This is a genomic window from Cupriavidus yeoncheonensis, from assembly GCF_905397275.1.
Taxonomy (GTDB): Bacteria; Pseudomonadota; Gammaproteobacteria; order Burkholderiales; family Burkholderiaceae; genus Cupriavidus; species Cupriavidus yeoncheonensis.
The window spans coordinates 204,936-217,454 of record NZ_CAJPUY010000001.1; the positions used below are offsets into that span (position 1 = coordinate 204,936).

At 62.1% G+C, this 12,519-nt stretch carries 21 protein-coding genes, 1 tRNA gene and 1 pseudogene; 5 read left to right on the forward strand and 18 right to left on the reverse strand.

The features are described from left to right. Positions 1–40 precede the first annotated feature (40 nt). Positions 41–116: transfer RNA gene (locus tag KHO22_RS00910), tRNA-His, on the forward strand. Positions 117–235: 119 nt separating this feature from the next. Here the strand turns inward: KHO22_RS00910 and KHO22_RS00915 are convergent. The 3 genes from KHO22_RS00915 to KHO22_RS00925 form a co-directional block, all read right to left on the reverse strand. Beyond that, the gene (locus KHO22_RS00915; protein ID WP_211945207.1) at positions 236–1,453 is read right to left on the reverse strand and encodes a site-specific integrase; all 1,218 of its coding nucleotides are present in this window, start codon (positions 1,451–1,453) and stop codon (positions 236–238) included. Continuing rightward, positions 1,419–1,646, reverse strand: coding sequence for a DUF4224 domain-containing protein (locus KHO22_RS00920; protein WP_211945208.1), 228 nt, complete (start codon positions 1,644–1,646; stop codon positions 1,419–1,421). Before KHO22_RS00920 ends, KHO22_RS00915 begins: the two co-directional genes overlap by 35 nt. 127 nt (positions 1,647–1,773) lie before the next feature. Beyond that, complete coding sequence (locus tag KHO22_RS00925; RefSeq protein ID WP_211945209.1) at positions 1,774–2,340, reverse strand: DUF1643 domain-containing protein; 567 nt, start codon at positions 2,338–2,340, stop codon at positions 1,774–1,776. A 29-nt stretch (positions 2,341–2,369) separates the two neighbouring features. Between KHO22_RS00925 and KHO22_RS00930 the strand changes: the two genes are divergently transcribed. Then, entirely contained in the window at positions 2,370–2,573 is a 204-nt protein-coding gene (locus KHO22_RS00930) for a hypothetical protein (protein ID WP_211945210.1), read from the forward strand. Here the strand turns inward: KHO22_RS00930 and KHO22_RS00935 are convergent. Further along, the gene (locus KHO22_RS00935; RefSeq protein WP_211945211.1) at positions 2,564–3,184 is read right to left on the reverse strand and encodes an ASCH domain-containing protein; all 621 of its coding nucleotides are present in this window, start codon (positions 3,182–3,184) and stop codon (positions 2,564–2,566) included. The two genes, KHO22_RS00930 and KHO22_RS00935, sit on opposite strands and share 10 nt — an antisense overlap. Before the next feature lie 32 nt (positions 3,185–3,216). Here KHO22_RS00935 and KHO22_RS00940 point away from each other — a divergent pair, with 32 nt between their 5' ends. The 3 genes from KHO22_RS00940 to KHO22_RS00950 all read left to right on the forward strand — a co-directional run bounded on the left by KHO22_RS00940 (position 3,217) and on the right by KHO22_RS00950 (position 4,196). Next, complete coding sequence (locus KHO22_RS00940) at positions 3,217–3,549, forward strand: hypothetical protein (RefSeq protein WP_211945212.1); 333 nt, start codon at positions 3,217–3,219, stop codon at positions 3,547–3,549. A 137-nt stretch (positions 3,550–3,686) separates the two neighbouring features. After that, complete coding sequence (locus KHO22_RS00945; RefSeq protein ID WP_211945213.1) at positions 3,687–3,923, forward strand: hypothetical protein; 237 nt, start codon at positions 3,687–3,689, stop codon at positions 3,921–3,923. Positions 3,924–3,950: 27 nt separating this feature from the next. After that, positions 3,951–4,196 (forward strand): hypothetical protein, encoded by a 246-nt coding sequence (locus KHO22_RS00950; protein ID WP_211945214.1) that lies wholly within the window; start codon positions 3,951–3,953, stop codon positions 4,194–4,196. 167 nt (positions 4,197–4,363) lie between these two features. Here KHO22_RS00950 and KHO22_RS00955 read toward each other — a convergent pair whose 3' ends face one another. From KHO22_RS00955 to KHO22_RS01015, 14 genes and pseudogenes are all read right to left on the reverse strand, one after another. After that, positions 4,364–4,954, reverse strand: a complete 591-nt coding sequence (locus KHO22_RS00955) for a hypothetical protein (RefSeq protein WP_211945215.1) — start codon at positions 4,952–4,954, stop codon at positions 4,364–4,366. Continuing rightward, the gene (locus KHO22_RS32405; RefSeq protein WP_230426717.1) at positions 4,951–5,235 is read right to left on the reverse strand and encodes a DNA translocase FtsK; all 285 of its coding nucleotides are present in this window, start codon (positions 5,233–5,235) and stop codon (positions 4,951–4,953) included. The genes KHO22_RS00955 and KHO22_RS32405 overlap by 4 nt, the downstream gene beginning before the upstream one ends. Continuing rightward, positions 5,212–6,099: pseudogene (locus KHO22_RS00960) on the reverse strand (recombination-associated protein RdgC); the annotation flags it as partial. The gene KHO22_RS32405 and the pseudogene KHO22_RS00960, both read right to left, overlap by 24 nt. 18 nt (positions 6,100–6,117) lie before the next feature. Further along, positions 6,118–6,750, reverse strand: a complete 633-nt coding sequence (locus tag KHO22_RS00965; RefSeq protein WP_230426691.1) for a lambda exonuclease family protein — start codon at positions 6,748–6,750, stop codon at positions 6,118–6,120. Beyond that, entirely contained in the window at positions 6,747–7,415 is a 669-nt protein-coding gene (locus tag KHO22_RS00970) for a hypothetical protein (protein WP_211945217.1), read from the reverse strand. The genes KHO22_RS00965 and KHO22_RS00970 overlap by 4 nt, the downstream gene beginning before the upstream one ends. Next, on the reverse strand, positions 7,412–8,056 hold the full coding sequence (locus KHO22_RS00975; protein ID WP_211945218.1) for an ERF family protein: 645 nt from the start codon (positions 8,054–8,056) through the stop codon (positions 7,412–7,414). Before KHO22_RS00975 ends, KHO22_RS00970 begins: the two co-directional genes overlap by 4 nt. Further along, on the reverse strand, positions 8,053–9,360 hold the full coding sequence (locus tag KHO22_RS00980) for a hypothetical protein (RefSeq protein ID WP_211945219.1): 1,308 nt from the start codon (positions 9,358–9,360) through the stop codon (positions 8,053–8,055). Before KHO22_RS00980 ends, KHO22_RS00975 begins: the two co-directional genes overlap by 4 nt. Before the next feature lie 25 nt (positions 9,361–9,385). Next, on the reverse strand, positions 9,386–9,613 hold the full coding sequence (locus tag KHO22_RS00985) for a hypothetical protein (protein ID WP_211945220.1): 228 nt from the start codon (positions 9,611–9,613) through the stop codon (positions 9,386–9,388). A gap of 118 nt (positions 9,614–9,731) precedes the next feature. Further along, positions 9,732–9,968: a hypothetical protein gene (locus KHO22_RS00990; RefSeq protein WP_211945221.1), complete on the reverse strand. Its 237-nt coding sequence runs from the start codon at positions 9,966–9,968 to the stop codon at positions 9,732–9,734. After that, complete coding sequence (locus tag KHO22_RS00995) at positions 9,965–10,243, reverse strand: hypothetical protein (protein ID WP_211945222.1); 279 nt, start codon at positions 10,241–10,243, stop codon at positions 9,965–9,967. The genes KHO22_RS00990 and KHO22_RS00995 overlap by 4 nt, the downstream gene beginning before the upstream one ends. Then, a complete protein-coding gene (locus KHO22_RS01000) occupies positions 10,240–10,698 on the reverse strand; it encodes a hypothetical protein (protein ID WP_211945223.1) in 459 nt (152 codons plus the stop codon). The genes KHO22_RS00995 and KHO22_RS01000 overlap by 4 nt, the downstream gene beginning before the upstream one ends. Positions 10,699–10,706: 8 nt before the next feature. Then, on the reverse strand, positions 10,707–10,913 hold the full coding sequence (locus KHO22_RS01005; RefSeq protein ID WP_211945224.1) for a hypothetical protein: 207 nt from the start codon (positions 10,911–10,913) through the stop codon (positions 10,707–10,709). Positions 10,914–11,379: 466 nt separating this feature from the next. Continuing rightward, positions 11,380–11,889, reverse strand: coding sequence for a hypothetical protein (locus KHO22_RS01010; RefSeq protein WP_211945225.1), 510 nt, complete (start codon positions 11,887–11,889; stop codon positions 11,380–11,382). A 205-nt stretch (positions 11,890–12,094) separates the two neighbouring features. Beyond that, entirely contained in the window at positions 12,095–12,511 is a 417-nt protein-coding gene (locus KHO22_RS01015; protein ID WP_211945226.1) for a PH domain-containing protein, read from the reverse strand. Between the last annotated feature and the right edge of the window lie 8 nt (positions 12,512–12,519).

Sequence of the window (12,519 nt, forward strand, 5' to 3'; positions counted from 1 at the left end):
TTGTTTTTCGTCGATCAGCGCTTCGCTGATGACCTCTACGGTGGCTGTAGCTCAGTTGGTAGAGTCCAGGATTGTGATTCCTGTCGTCGTGGGTTCGAGTCCCATCAGCCACCCCAAAATTCTCTTTCGCATCAAGCTCTTACGGTTTTCCTAACCGTTTCGTGATGCGGAATTTCCCACGGAAATGGGAATTTTCCCACGGCGCCAATGGCGCCGTTTCTGTTTTCTGCTCCCGTTATTCTGTTGCTGACGCCCGTTTGACCTTGCGCCGGTCATAGTGGCGGTGCGTTGTCGACGGGTTCGCGTGCGCCGCGAAATCGTAGGCGTCCGCTGAACGCTGCTCGAGCTTTGTCGTGATCGCAGCCGGCCGGATGTCGAGCGTGGAGAAATACGCCTCGTGCTCGGCAATCGAATATCCGGACGTCCAGCTGCCCTGGCTCCTGTCCTTCCGAGTCGCGGCGGACTGGGCACGCTCGGCGCGCAGCGCCTCTGCTGCCTCGGTGTCGAACGTCGAGATCCATTCCCACATGGCGTCCTGCCAGACCGACCCCCAGCCGCTCTTGCTGTAGGGCTGCCCTTTGCGGTTCGGGAACAGGTAGAGGCTCTGCACCACGAACTTCTTCGTGGTGGTCTCGGCGGCCGTGCGCTTCGCGCGCTCGACAACGACGCGCAGGCGAGGGGACCAGTCACGAACCTTGACGACCTCGGCCTCTCCCTTCTTGCGCTTGGCGCCGACGACGCGCACGCCGTCATCCGATAGCCCGGACAGGTGGAATGGGCGGACCTCGGCGGCGCGGAAGCCGGTCAGGTAGGTGAACATCGCGGCGCATCCCATGGTCCGGTAGGCGTGGCCTTGCCGTAAGGACCATAGGTAGAACCGCACCACCTGGCTTCGGCTGACCGTCCGGACGTCTTTGTCGGCCTTGTTCAGCATCATGCCGACGAAGGGGTTTGCCTCCATCAGGCCCCAGCGGACGCCGTAGTTGCAGATCGTCGACATCTGGGACAGTTCCTTGTTGGCCTTGATGGGTGCACCGGTCTTTGCCCGCGCATCGAGGTACTGGTAGCCGTGCACGGTCTTCAGCGCTGCCGGCGCCATCTTGCCGAAGAACTTCGTCAGGTTCTCGAATGCGCTTTCCCTGACCGCCTTGCCTTCCTTGGACTGGTCACGGTAGTGCGTATGGGCGACCTCAGTCCTGAAGCGATCAATCAGGTCCGCCACCGACCCGGCGATGATCTGGCCGGCCTGAATGTCCAAGGCCTTCCGTTTAGCGATGCGCTCCGCCTCGGCGATAGCCTTGCGATCGCCAAGCGGGGCGGAAGCCAGGGTCTCGCTCTTCCCGTCAGGGTGCTTGTAGTAGAACGAGACCTTCTTGGCACCGATGTACTTGACCAGACGATCGATGCCAGTGGCTTCTTTACGCGAACGCTGCGAGGTTCGGCGCGTCGTCATACTTCGCTGGCCCCTTGGATTCTTCGATCCCGAGTTTTCGGTTGTAGTACGCCCTGGCGACCTTGGGTAGGCCGTTCTTGTCCATGACGTAGCGCCAACGCTCCCGGTCCAGCCATTTGACCATTTCGTAACGTTGGTTCTTCTTGCAACCGACCAGGTCGGCCAGTTGCGCCGTTGATAGGAAGTCGCTCACCCCTTACTCCAATCCGCCAGGTATGGCGGGTCAATTCGATGATTCGTTCTGTTGCTTGCTGCATTGATGGTGATGCTGAATTATCGTTTCCGGATAATTGGGGATAAATCGCAATTCGACTGCTGCATTACCTGTGTAGCGCGTATTTTTGTTTTACCTGTGTGGCAGGTATCGCGGTGAATGGCTCCGGCCGCTTCGTTTTCGCGATATAGAGCGGATGCTTGGGGCTGCCGTCCTGGTTCAATCCAAGGTGGTAGAGCAGGTTGCCACGGCCACACATGCGCACGATCCGCAGCACCTCTTCCGCCTGCACTGGCGCAGCCTTGTGCGCGCCCCAAGCGCATATCACCATCGCGCAACGGTCGATCGCATCCATGATCGCGCCAGCGTTTCGGTCCGGCCGATCGCCGAGAGGCGCAGCATGCGTGAGCAAGCCGTCCGGGTCGGTCGACCGTAGCGGGAACAGGTTCACCACTTCGAGTCGGCCGTATCTACCGGCCATGGCCCGCTGCAGGCAGCGGGTGATCGTCGGGTCGTTGACTTGGTGGTCGGCGGTCGACGGATTGAGCATGATGAAGCCCAGCGCCGGTCGGCTGGCATCCCACTCGCGCCAGAGGCGATAGCGGTACTGCTCGCAGTCGGAAAGGATGGCGCCGGCCTCTCCGTCGAGTGTCTTGGTGGTCAGGTGCTTCATGCTACGATCCTCCAAAACAGGGGGCCACCATGGGCATTGAGAGCTACAAGGACTACACAGTGCGTGGCTTTGCGAAGCAACTGGCTGATGGATCGTTCGAAGCCTTTGGCACCGTGCAAAAGGACCATCTCGTTCTGGAGGCGTCTGAGCCTCTGGGGTCCTTTGCAACGTTCGAATTTGCCGTCGCGGCAGGCATCGCATGGGCGAAAGCGTGGATTGAGGATCAACGCTGAACCCTCCGGAACTCCACCACCCACACCCACGGATTTTCCTCCCACGCGCTGGCGCCGTTGATGCTGTCCCACAGCGATGCGTAGCTGGTAGTCGGAAAGGCAACGCAACTGCCGCCGGCGTAGGACTTCCAGCCGTCACCATCGCGCTCGATGCCTTCAGCGATCGCATCCGCCTCGCTGCATTCGTTCAGCCGCTCGACGCGGACGCCGGTCACTTCCAGCGCCAGGCGGCAAAGAGCGCGCGGCATGTGGATGCTCGGCTTCCAAGTAATCTCGTCGGCCTTGGGAATTCGTTCGTAGCCTGGCGGCACGCACGCAGGGTAATCAGCGCGGTAGACCGTGGGGCCCGGGTCCAGCGGGACCGGCTGTGCCCACGTCTCGCGCACCCATAGACGGTCGCCCCGCTGGCCGTAGGGGCAGTGGATCGTGATGTCCTGTAGCTTGGGCAGCAGCAGGCCGTCGAGAGGCTTGGCGAGCCAGTCGCCCATCAGGTTGCCTTGCTCGCTAACTTCTGGCTGCGGCTTCACCACTCGTCGCGTTTGAGTCTTCCGGCCGTCCAGGATGGCGCGCACCATGGCGCCGCTGAAGAGGATGGGGCGTTCTTTGGTCATGCTACGATCTTCCGAAACGATGGGAGAGGACCATGGGTCGTGCCGCAGAGTGGCTTGAGAATGCTCTTGAAGGAACGGATGTCTTTCCGAGGGGCGCAAAATTTGATGAGTCGGGAGCCGAGGGACATGTCCGGGTTAGCTGGACAATTGAGGAACGTGGGGAGCGCAGGCGGAATGCACCCATCGTTGTCTTGATCGATGCAGCACTTGTCGAGCGCTGGGAGAATGCAAGCGAACACGAGCAGGAGCGCATCTTCAATAGGGCAGTGGAGATACTCGATGCGAGGCTTGCCACTTACGATCCAAATGGACGAGTAGATGTACCCGATGCATTTCTGATCGATTTGGATGAGGGTAGCTTCTAGCCCCACGCCGCCATTCCTATCCGCATCGCTTCCTTCGCTGACCAGTGCCATCTCTGATGCATTGGCGCGCACCATGGCACCTAGGATGGGGAGTTCTTTCGTCATGCTAGGATGCATTGAAAGGGTTGGAGACCGCCATGGAACGCGTGATCGAGTACCGTGGATTCAACATCCAGGTCGATGTCCAAAAGGTGTCCAAGGACATGTTCAACGTCTGGTTCGAGATTGAAGGACCAATGAGTCCGCCTGGAGTCGCGGCCATTGGAAAGCGCATCAAGGTCTTCGGCGGGCCATACTCGGAGCGGTGGGCATACCTGGTCGCCGAACTGGCCGGCAGGGCCGCAGTGGACGTAATTCTGGGTACCGAGGAATAGCCGGCGTCCAGCATGACGGAGACAGCCATGGAAAGACGTGTCACGATCGGCGAATACGAGGTTTCGATTCAGGCCGACCAGAGCGACGACCCAAGTAGGCCAGGCTACGTAGTTCGCTACTCGATCATTCGCATCGATGGCCGACCTGTCAGAGGCGACCTTCCCAAGGTTCAGTCTTACGATCTCATCGAAGGTACCGACTACTTCTCGAGCATCGATGCCGCCCTCGACTACGGCGAGGAGAAGGCGCGCCAAGACGTTGCGACGTTCTAGCGCATCGTCGCCGCGGAAGTCGTCCTTCAGCGCTTTGTTGTTCTGTTCGGTCATTGCTTGAATTCCTTCTCAATGGTGCGGATCCATTCCGCCTGGCGGATTACCGCCTAGATGCCGACTGCAGCGAAGATCGCCCCGGCAGCGGCCACGATGATCAATGTGGTGGCTCATGGTGTGGAACCTATCCACGCGGCTGCAGGGTCGCGGCGGATCAGTTTTCCGGCCTTCTCGGCATGTTTGAGCCGGTACCTGGCGTTGCGCGTCTCGATGTAATCGGGCCGCTCTTCCTTCAGCATGCGCCAGCGCTTGCGCGCTCGCTCTGCTGAGGTCATCGGCTTTGGTCGCGGCGAATCCTTGCCTGGGCCTAGTTTCCAGAGCCTCGGTCGATAGCCATGCCCGCTGATACGCAAGCCATACCCACCGACGTGCACGCTCGCCGGATAGTGCATACGCAGTTCCGCCAGCACGTAGTTTTGGCTCAGACCAGTGAGCCGGCCGATCTCGGCGGCGTCGCGAGCAATACCATCGGACAGCACGCGCTCAATGGCACGCCAGGTCATCGAGTTGCCCGAAGTACGGCCATTCCCGCGCGCTGGTAGTCCGAGTTCGGCGCTGCCATATGTACTGATGGCTCGCTCGGTACGGTTTGGAAGCAGGTGCGCCCACGTCTTGATCGGTTGTCCGCTTTCCCATTGGAGGCGAAGGATCTCGATCTCCTCGTCGGTCCAGCCACGCGGATGCTTACGCTTCGTGGTCATGCCGACGCTCCCACCAGAACCCTGCGACTACCGTCGGACCCCATCGCTGATACGATACGACCACCCTCCATCTGCTCGAGCAGACGGGCCGCCCGGTTGTAGCCGATGCGCAGATGCCGCTGGACAAGCGAGATGCTGGCCCGCTTTCTCTTCTGGACAACCTCCACGGCCTGAGGGTAGAGCGGGTCAGCCTCGTCGCCGGCTGGCGATTCAGCATCCTCCGCGGCGGACACCAGGTCGTCGGGTGCTTCGGGCACCTGCTCGCCGCCCAGCGCGTACACGAGATCCGACAGCAGGCGGGCGAGTTCGCCGGCCATCAGTAGAAAGTCGCCGTCGAAGGCCTCGTCTGCGGTCTGCTCAACGGGGCCCGCCGATTCCTTCAGGACGTCCAGCGCTGCAACGCGCTTGAGCGTGAGCCCTTCAGTCAGCACGAACGAGACGCGGTCGTTCCACGTCATGGCCAACTGGGTGCAGCGCTTGCCGGCGGCAATATGGCGGCTTACGTCTGCAGGCTCCAGCGTGTGCTGAACGTATCGAACGGTTGCGCGGCCTTCGCCGGTGGCGCGCAGTTCGGCGTCCTGGTCGATGGTGAAGCCTGCCGGCGCCGAATCCGTGGCAAGCCATTCCGTCATGGCAGCTACGGGAGCGTCCTTCACTCGCAGGCTGACCAGTTCGAGGCCGTCGACGGACTTGAACAGGTAGCCGGTGAGGGCGTCGGCCTTCGTGCTGCTCGGCGCATCTATCGCCAGCCATCCATTGGCAGGGTCGATCCATGCGGCAATCTTGGAGCGGATGCTGAAGGCCTGCGGCAGGAGCTCGTCGGTGACGGCTTCCTTGATCTCGCGCAGTTGCTTGCGGCCGGGTTTGAAGCCTTGCTGCTCTTCGGCCTCGGCGGCGCGAGCGGCGGCGGCTTCCTTGACCACGGCGGCCGGCAACAGCTTCTTCTCGATGCACAAGGTAATGAGCATCTGGCCGTTGACGCTGTGCACCAGGTCGCCGCCGTCGCGCGGGGCGATCCAGCCTTGCGAGGACATTTCCAGATCCGTGCACGCAGTGTAGGCGTGCTTCGCCATTGCCTCGGCCAGTTCTTCGGCGCTCAGTTGGAAGTCAGCGAGGCGGTAAAGGGTGAGGTTGCGAAACCACATATTCGGTCTCCGTGTCGGTCAGGCGGCCAGCTTGCGCAGCTCGGCCACGTTGTCTTGCACCAGGCTGTCGAACTCCAGGAGGTCGGCAACCATCGCTTCGATGTATTCCTCGTCCCGCTGAATGCGCCAGCGGAAGAATTCCTTGCCGATGGCCTTCAGGGCAGGGCAGTACAAAGCGAAGTCCCACCAGCGGCGGCCGGACAGCCACAGATTCCCGTACACCTGGTCATCGAACTTCTTCAGGTCGTGCTCGATCAGCACCGTGCGCAACTCGTCCGGCGCGATGAGGCACTTGTACTCGGCGCCTCCATCGTTGCGGATCCAGCCGTCCGCACTCGCGCCGAAGTTGCCGTCGTCGGACAGGACCATGCCGACCGGCTCCACGAACTCGCCAATGTCGGCCTGGTGCGCGATGCGGGCATCGGCCTCCAACTCTTGGCCGCGGCGCATCTGCCACGTCTCGAAGCCGCCATCCAGTGGCGAGCCGCTGATACGCTCGATAGCCAGGCGGAAGGCGTAGTTGAGGGCGTCGTCAGTGCGCTCGCCGTTCTTCTTTCGCGACCGGGCGACACGGAACATGCTGGCGGTGATCACACCGCTTCTGGCGGCGTGCCACTCAGGCGAGCCTTGGGCGCAGGTGACGATCCTCACGCTGCCTCCGCTTCTGCTGGAGCCTTCGCTTCGTCGTACTGGCGGATCGCCCAGGCGATGGCGTAGCAGCACCACGTGAAGCGAAAGGTATAGTCGCTGAAGTCGTGCTCCCACAGATCTGCAAAGTGATAGTGGTGGGTGTCACAGCCGACAGACCAGGAAAAGTCGTTAGCTTTCTGGTAGACGGAATGCTCGCCTTCGTAGAGGTGGCGCAGCACGTCATCGTCCACGGCTTCCCACAACTCGCGGCGTTGGTCCTTGGTGAGGCTGTCGCGCCCCTCACGGATCCAGTTGACCCGGTACTCGTTGATGACCCGGGTAAATTTCTCTTCACAGAACTCGGTGGCGCTGCCGTTGCGGCGCGAGCCGTCTACGGCCTGCAGCTTCTCGGACCAGTAGCCGCGATTGATGTACAGCTTGCTCGGGTCTTTCCTGTGGAGCCGGTCGGTGCGGAAGAACTCGAACATATCCGTCAGGCGCGAGAACACGTAGCAGCCCATATCCCCTGAGTAGACCAGATAGCCTGGGTAGGTGATTAAGTCGAAATGCATACTCGAGGAGTCGGGCCTGCGGAAGCGGATGTGGCGGTACACGCCGTCCTCGTGGAGCACAGTCATCTTGTGCTCGTCGACGTCGCGCTCGAAGCGTTGCTGGGAGCAGGTCATGCTGCCTCCCGCAGTTCCTGCATGCGCTGGTTGAAGTAGTCGGAGTAGCGGCCCTTGTCCGCCTTATCCAGCCCGCCCATGATCTTGCTCAGCTCGCCGATGGTCGTGGCATCACGCATGCCGGTGTGCACGTCGGCGGCCACCGGCGACAGGCCGGCGCCTGCGTCCGGGTCACTGCTGTCGTCCAGATCCGCTTCCCCTGCGACGTTCAGCATGGCGGTCACGATGTAGCGGCGCAGGATGGTGATCGAGGCCCCGAAGCTCTTGATGTCGGCATCGCCGCGAACGAGACTCAGCGACGACTCGATGCGGGCGGCAGACTTGTGAGCGATGATCGTGCGGATGTGCGTGCCCCCGTTGGGCTTGTCCGAAACGATCTGAATGAGCGCGAGCGCGTGCCTCGACAGGGCTGGGGTGGTCTTGTCCCGTATTTCCTGCATGTCGGCATATTCGAAGGTGTACGGCCTCTCGCCCATATCCTTGGGAATGACGTACGCGGTGCGGTTCTTCGCTATGGGCATGAACTCGCCCTGCGCGGTGGCCAGCGCCTCGAACAGTTGCCCGAGGCTTTCCGGTGCCGGGCCGGGGATCAGGTTCACGTCGACGGTCGGCAGGTCTGCGATTCTTTCCGGCGCGTTCATTGCTGGGCTCCGGTGGTGGCTTGGGCAACGGCGGCACGTGCGGCGGAAACTTCTTCGAACTCAGCCCATGCGGCAACCTGGTCGTTGAGGTGGTAGCCCGCAACGCCGTCGCTGTCGTCCACGATGGAGAGCATGCCCGTCAGGGCGGACAGCAGCACCTGCGCGGCGGCACGGGCCCGCTCTTCAGCGGCGGCCAGTGCTTCCTGCTCGCGGCGGCGAGCCGCAGCTTCCTCGCGCTGGCGCTTTTCCTCGGCGGCACGGGCTTCTGCCTGGCGGCGCGCTTCGGCCTCGCGCTCGGCACGTTCGGCTGCTGCCTTGGCTTCCTGCTCTTCGCGCACCTTGCGGGCAGCGGCATCCCTCTCTGCCTGCTCGCGGCGGGCCTTGTCGGCGCGCAGCTGGGCCAGTTCCTCGGCGTCGCGCGCGGCTTCCAGCATGGTGTTCAGGTTGCCCAGCGCGGCTTCGATCGCGGCGCCGGCCTCGGCCTGAAATTCGGCGAAGTCGTCGGCGGCTTCGGCGGCGAGCGACGCAATGCGCTGCTGGATCTGCTTCACACCCAGACCGATGCAGGTCGACGGGGCTGTCTCGATCGCGTGGATGCGTTCCTTGATGCGGGCCACGCGCTTCCGGTCGGCCTCGGCCTTGGCTTCCTCCGCACGGCGGGCGGCGGCTTCGGCTTCCTGCCGCGCCTTCATCGCGGCCAGTTCCTCGCGGTTCTGGGCGCTCTGCAGGTACACGCGCAGGGTGGAGAGGGCGGTATCGACTGCTTCCTTGGCCTGCTCGGCGTATTCGTCCCAGCTGCGCTGGCCCAGGTATTCCGGGGATTCCAGATCGCGGATAGCAGCTGCCACGTCGGCGACGGAAGCGCTCAGGTAGTCCTTCGGCAGGGTAGCGATCGCGTTCAGGCAGGCTTGGTGTGCGCCGATCCGCGCGCTCTCAGCACGGGCCCTGGCAATGCGTTCCTCGTCCTTGCGCTTCTGCTCGGCGTCGATCTGATCTTTGACCGGCTGTTCGATCGCCTTCACTGAAGCTAGGATCTCGTCGCGCTTCTCGCGTACCCGTTTCTGCGCGGCCAGCATCGGCCGATTCCAGTTCGTGTAGGCCTCATCAGTGGCGGTACGCGCGGCAACGCAGCGCTGCACGAACTCGCGGGCAGCCTTGTTCCCGGCCGTGCTCTTCACGTCGAAGGCCTCAGCGCCGGCCGTGCGCAGTTCGGCAAGGCCTGCCTCGATGACGTCATATACCGCAATGGCGAATACCGGATCGGCCTGAGCCGGATCCAGAACTTCGATTTCGGGTGCTCCCATGGATTCCTCTTTGAATGGTGGGGAGTTAGGCGACTTTGATGTAGGCGAAGGCCTTAGCCACGGCGGCAGGCACGTGCGCGCTGCCGATGGCGACACGCGGAGTGATGCCGCGGCGTGCGTTCTCAGCCTTGCGTTGCTTGTGCTGGGCGTGGTTCGACGCAACCATGTGACGCAGCTGCGCTTCCATGCGCTCGATACGGGAGAGCTTCACGCCGGTGACGACGTGGCGGAGATCCATGTTTTTGCTGATCATGTTCAGCCTCCGAGATAGAGAGTGATTTCGTGCGCTGCGGCGACGACCGCGAACAATCCGAGCACGTAGAAGAGGAGGGCGCGGTTCCGAGCCTGGATCTCGCGCAGATTTTTCTGGTTCACATTTCGCTCCCAAAGGCCTTGGCGATGACGGCCTCGCGCTCATGGGCGCGAGTGGTGCTTTCGCTGTCGCTTCCGCTCAGGATGTTCCTGGCCGCCCACTCCGACTTCTGCTCGGGCGTCATGACTGCGAGCGCGTTGCGGATGATCCGGTGCGCTAGTTGGAGTTCGCGCAACAGTTCGCGCTGCAGGTTTTCGCGCGCGGCTTGGCGTGCGATCGCTTCGCCTTGCGTCATACGGTCACCCCGAAGGCAAAGCGACGCTCTTCGCTCTGACGGTCGGTGGCATCGCATTCTTCGTAGGCCTGAAGGTCGTGGTATGCCTCCAGTGCCAGGCCAGCGATTTCGTCCAGGTCGTGTAGGTGCATTACGTCGACGCCGCTGTCGGTGACGTTCGACAGTTCGAAGCATTCGTCTGCGCCAGGCTGCTCGAGCGTGGCGTCGTGCCCGCGGCGGTAGGTGCCGGAAACCTGCAGGGTGGTGTCGTTGTGGGTGATCGTGAACGTGGTCATGCTGCGGCCTCGCTGACGTTGGCCGCGGGCGCTGGCGCTTGCGCAGATGCTGCAGCGATCGCCTGCTCGGCTTGCTCCAGACTCTGGGCAGACATGAACACCTGGACGGTCAGCCGGCCCTTCTTGAACTGGACAACGCGGAGGTCGCCCTTGTCGCGCTCGACGATCGTGAACCCGGCAATCAGCAATGCCTTGGTCAGGGTGGGCTCGGCATAAGCGCTATAGGTGCTGATCCGCAACGTCTGCCGCTTGCCGAATACCGGTGAGACGTTGTCCGCATAGATGGTGTAGCCGGCCGCCTTGATGTTGGCGTGCTCGCCCTCGAGCAGAGCAAGCGATGCGCCCATTTGCTTGATCTCTTGTAGGCGCGCACGGTGCCGGTACTCTTCCGCGGCCATGACCTGCTTGACCAGCGGCATGGCCATGATGTCTTTGTGAGTGGGGTTCTTAACCATGGCGCGCCTCACACCCCGTAGTAGCGAACTTCGACGATGTGGTCGCCAGTGGCGCCGTCCTTGCGCGGCAAGCCGATCGAAGGGCTGCGCATCGCGTCAATCGCGCTGCAGCGCTCGCGGGCGCGTTGCTCGACAGCCTGCAGGCTCTTGCCGCGCAAGCTGTAGATACCGCCGGAGCCGTTAGGGCGGTGGCGCTCTCGTACCTCTGAAACCATGGCGATCTCCATCTGGTGAGACGCACCAGAGGTGGTGCGTTGATGGCCTAATACTAGCAACGCTAGTAAATCGATTCAATAGCACAGCTAGTCGGTTTCGATTGGAATTTTTAATAGCACGGCTAGTTGGAATAGCTGCGCCGCTGAGAAAGCCTCTCAAGGCGCTTCAAGCGCCGGGCGCTGGATGAGGACGTGATCTGGAGATCGATGACGTGATCGCCGCCTTCGAGCGCATGGCGCTTTGGGATGAGGAATTTCCCCGTGGGCGATGTGGTAGCCGGGCTGGCGGGCATCATGGCCGACGAGCGGATGCCGGAGGATGTCTGGCTAGCGCTACTGACAGTGGGAGCTACGCTCTACCGGGTGGGCTCGATGAACGGGTGAGGGCGGCGCTGCGGACGTAGAAAAGCCCACCGAGGTGGGCTGGCATTTCCGTTTGTCATCGCAGCCATTGCCGCAGACGGTCCTACGGGATTGCGATGATGGGCTTTAGTCTGGATAACCATCCAGAAACAACGGATGGCTGCGCGCCAATTGCCGCGCACGCACGCTCGTAGGATCGCTGCAGCAAGAGGGCATTGGCTGCAGGCTCGCCGGCCTCGATCTCGTTGCAACGTGCGGCCCAAGTGTTGACCTGTTCCGCGGTGAATTCCGTTGGGCCAACCGCATGAATATCGCGGTCCAGCATTGCCCACTCCGTCGCGCGCTTGGCAGCGTCGCGCGCTTTAGATCCGAATCCGAACACCAGTGATAGCGTTGTTCCGAGCACGACAACAGCTCCAGCCCATGACAAGACCATTGGATCGGCGATCCTGGCGATAGCAGCCGAGCCGGCGATCAGGGACGTTGCCTTAATCGCACCCTCGCGCCACTCCATGATTCGCTGGCGCTCTTGCTGATACAGCCGGTTCGTCAACGCCCGAACCATGACCTCATTCCGGCGTGCCCACTGGTAGGTGTGCTCGGACTCTTCCATTTTTACTGCCTCCGCGGCGGTGGCGATGGTGGGTTCGACGGCGGGGGAACATGGTCGCGTTGCTCCCTCTGCCATCCGATGTTGATGGATTCTAACGCGGGCATATCGAATTCTTGGTTATCGTCGCGGAGGTGGTGGTGCTGGCGGCCTGGATGGTGGGAGGACATGGCCGTCTACAGGAATGGTTGGGCGTACCATCTCGGTCCTAGGCTGCCTGACTCTCGACGAGTTCGTTGACGGCCCGCCGGAATTCCAGCGGCCGCGCAATGTTACGGATCGGGGCTTGAGGGTTGCCGGCGCCCGAGATAATGATCGTGCCGTAGTTGAACATGCGCCCGAACAGGGATTGCTTGACCTGGACGCTTTCAACCTTACCAAGGCGCATTTCGATCGTGTCGCGGCGGATGAAGCCCACCTTCGCAACCACCTTGCGGTTGGTGACCGCCAGCTCCGTCGACCAGATCGTAAGCCAAATGGCAATGATGATCAGGAGGCCGAGGCCAAAGACCGGTAGGGTGATGATGCCCAACACGACAGCAGGCAGGTAGGGTATCCATGAGGTCTTCGCCTCCCTGACAACCGACTCGCCTGCGCCCAGATTCTTGTTGACGTACGACCCCATTTTTCTTC

Excerpts from the sequence above, each read along its gene's own strand:
- KHO22_RS00915 (WP_211945207.1), bottom strand. The coding sequence starts at position 1,453 with ATGACGACGCGCCGAACCTCGCAGCGTTCGCGTAAAGAAGCCACTGGC.
- KHO22_RS00925 (WP_211945209.1), bottom strand. The coding sequence starts at position 2,340 with ATGAAGCACCTGACCACCAAGACACTCGACGGAGAGGCCGGCGCCATC.
- KHO22_RS00930 (WP_211945210.1), top strand. The coding sequence starts at position 2,370 with ATGGGCATTGAGAGCTACAAGGACTACACAGTGCGTGGCTTTGCGAAG.
- KHO22_RS00935 (WP_211945211.1), bottom strand. The coding sequence starts at position 3,184 with ATGACCAAAGAACGCCCCATCCTCTTCAGCGGCGCCATGGTGCGCGCC.
- KHO22_RS00940 (WP_211945212.1), top strand. The coding sequence starts at position 3,217 with ATGGGTCGTGCCGCAGAGTGGCTTGAGAATGCTCTTGAAGGAACGGAT.
- KHO22_RS00945 (WP_211945213.1), top strand. The coding sequence starts at position 3,687 with ATGGAACGCGTGATCGAGTACCGTGGATTCAACATCCAGGTCGATGTC.
- KHO22_RS00950 (WP_211945214.1), top strand. The coding sequence starts at position 3,951 with ATGGAAAGACGTGTCACGATCGGCGAATACGAGGTTTCGATTCAGGCC.
- KHO22_RS00955 (WP_211945215.1), bottom strand. The coding sequence starts at position 4,954 with ATGACCACGAAGCGTAAGCATCCGCGTGGCTGGACCGACGAGGAGATC.
- KHO22_RS00970 (WP_211945217.1), bottom strand. The coding sequence starts at position 7,415 with ATGACCTGCTCCCAGCAACGCTTCGAGCGCGACGTCGACGAGCACAAG.
- KHO22_RS00975 (WP_211945218.1), bottom strand. The coding sequence starts at position 8,056 with ATGAACGCGCCGGAAAGAATCGCAGACCTGCCGACCGTCGACGTGAAC.
- KHO22_RS00980 (WP_211945219.1), bottom strand. The coding sequence starts at position 9,360 with ATGGGAGCACCCGAAATCGAAGTTCTGGATCCGGCTCAGGCCGATCCG.
- KHO22_RS00985 (WP_211945220.1), bottom strand. The coding sequence starts at position 9,613 with ATGATCAGCAAAAACATGGATCTCCGCCACGTCGTCACCGGCGTGAAG.
- KHO22_RS00990 (WP_211945221.1), bottom strand. The coding sequence starts at position 9,968 with ATGACGCAAGGCGAAGCGATCGCACGCCAAGCCGCGCGCGAAAACCTG.
- KHO22_RS00995 (WP_211945222.1), bottom strand. The coding sequence starts at position 10,243 with ATGACCACGTTCACGATCACCCACAACGACACCACCCTGCAGGTTTCC.
- KHO22_RS01000 (WP_211945223.1), bottom strand. The coding sequence starts at position 10,698 with ATGGTTAAGAACCCCACTCACAAAGACATCATGGCCATGCCGCTGGTC.
- KHO22_RS01005 (WP_211945224.1), bottom strand. The coding sequence starts at position 10,913 with ATGGTTTCAGAGGTACGAGAGCGCCACCGCCCTAACGGCTCCGGCGGT.
- KHO22_RS01010 (WP_211945225.1), bottom strand. The coding sequence starts at position 11,889 with ATGGAAGAGTCCGAGCACACCTACCAGTGGGCACGCCGGAATGAGGTC.
- KHO22_RS01015 (WP_211945226.1), bottom strand. The coding sequence starts at position 12,511 with ATGGGGTCGTACGTCAACAAGAATCTGGGCGCAGGCGAGTCGGTTGTC.